Annotated in this window: 2 protein-coding genes; one reads left to right on the top strand and one right to left on the bottom strand. The window is 40.3% G+C overall.

Annotation, left to right across the window (positions count from 1 at the left end; all coding sequences use genetic code 11):
• Positions 1 to 342 precede the first annotated feature (342 nt).
• A complete protein-coding gene (gene galU / locus A3761_RS23035) occupies positions 343 to 1,179 on the top strand; it encodes a UTP--glucose-1-phosphate uridylyltransferase GalU (protein ID WP_068514904.1) in 837 nt (278 codons plus the stop codon).
• A gap of 90 nt (positions 1,180 to 1,269) precedes the next feature.
• Here the strand turns inward: galU and A3761_RS23030 are convergent, their stop codons facing one another.
• On the bottom strand, positions 1,270 to 1,686 hold the full coding sequence (locus tag A3761_RS23030) for a hypothetical protein (RefSeq protein WP_068554959.1): 417 nt from the start codon (positions 1,684 to 1,686) through the stop codon (positions 1,270 to 1,272).
• Positions 1,687 to 1,807: the final 121 nt, after the last annotated feature.

The following is a 1,807-nucleotide window of genomic DNA, read 5'->3' as shown; positions in this document are numbered from 1 at the left end:
GCGGTTAATTGTTGACTGCAAATGGTCAAAGGCGGAACGAACAGATAACAAAGTTAGTTCATCATAATTCTGGCTCATATCCTGTGCCTATCCTGCATCAATATTTTTAGACTTATTAATCATCGTCTTCACAATATAGCAGTAAAGACCAAGAGGCGCTAAAGTGAAGTATATGGAAACAATATTTATGCCAAACTTTATTTTTACAACTCGATACTTCCGCTATAATTGTCATAAAGCTTTAAGATCAATAATATAGACTTAAGCTTCTAACAGATATATGAACTTATTGTTGGCGTGCGTTGAAGACATCGGCCAATAGTTACCATTATGGACAATACTATGATCAAAAACTGCCTATTCCCAGTTGCAGGCTACGGAACCCGTTTCTTACCCGCAACAAAAGCAATGCCTAAAGAAATGCTACCCCTCGTAAATAAACCCCTTGTGCAATATGGCGTTGAGGAAGCGCACCAGGCAGGCATGAACCGAATGGGTTTTGTCACAGGTAGAGGCAAACGAGCCATTGCAGATCACTTTGATATTAGCTACGAACTAGAAAATGAAATTAAAGGTTCAGGAAAAGAGGCTCAGCTCGATTCCATTCGGAATTTAATGGAAAATAACACCTTTTCATTTACACCACAGCATCAAATGAAAGGTCTTGGCCACGCAATCTATAGCGGTCGAGGTTTGGTTGGCGATGATGCTTTTGCAGTTGTTTTGGCAGATGACTTTTGTACGGCAGATGAAAACGGCGACGGCGTGCTTAAGCAAATGGCAGAGTTATATAATCAGTTCCGCTGCAGTATCGTAGCGATCCAGGAAGTTCCTGCTGACCAAACGCATAAATATGGTGTTATTGCAGGCGAATGCATGAAGGATGGCCTATACCGTATCACTGAAATGGTTGAAAAGCCGGCTCCGGAAGATGCTCCTTCAAATCTAGCAATTATCGGTCGTTATATTCTGACACCGGACATCTTCGATATCATCAAAGCAACACCGCCCGGAAAAGGTGGAGAAGTTCAAATAACCGACGCCCTGCTCACTCAAGCGAAAAAAGGTTGCGTGCTAGCCTATAAGTTTAAAGGTCAGCGTTTTGACTGTGGTAGTGTCGATGGTTTTATTCAAGCGACTAACTATGTCTATGAAAACGTATACAAAGCAGAATCGTAGTCGATACAAATAAATGAGTTTGCTGCGCCTTAGCGCGGCAAACTTCCTGCTCCATCAAAAAAGAACAAAGCAATTAAAGACCTAATAGCCTTAGTTTGCAATTAGTTGAAGTATCAGCTCTTTACTTTGCGCATCGCTTTTACGGTAACGCCGAAGTAACTCACGCTCATCATCAGTTGGTATTAACTTTTCAATCTGTCGTCCCAACTCAACTAATGAGTCCCCCAAATCCTCCGCATCACTGTCATTGATACCAGGCAAATCCAATTGGTGGCCGGTTTCAATATTAGGCACATCAACAAAACTTTCTAAAGGCATGGCTGTCTTAAAACACAAATCAAGAAGGTTATCCAAACTAGGATAACAGCGTGTTTCACTACTTTCGGCTTCCCACGACTCAACGACCAAAGGGTCAACTAAACAATACTCCGCAACATCAATATACGAAAGTTTCTTCGACTGCCGGACTTTTTTAAGTTGATGATTAAATTGCTTTAGATACTTCATAAGAATTCAGCACTGAAAATAGGTAATGATCAATATAGCATTTGATCCAGATAATTCGTAGTTAAAAATACTTTTTTACAGCTCGTTAATAATTTTTTTGCTAATTAGTTCAAGTACTAAT

It is taken from the genome of Oleiphilus sp. HI0123 (assembly GCF_001635315.1).
The sequence above is the reverse complement of the archived record's forward strand: the minus strand, read 5'-3'. Positions and strand labels throughout refer to the sequence as shown.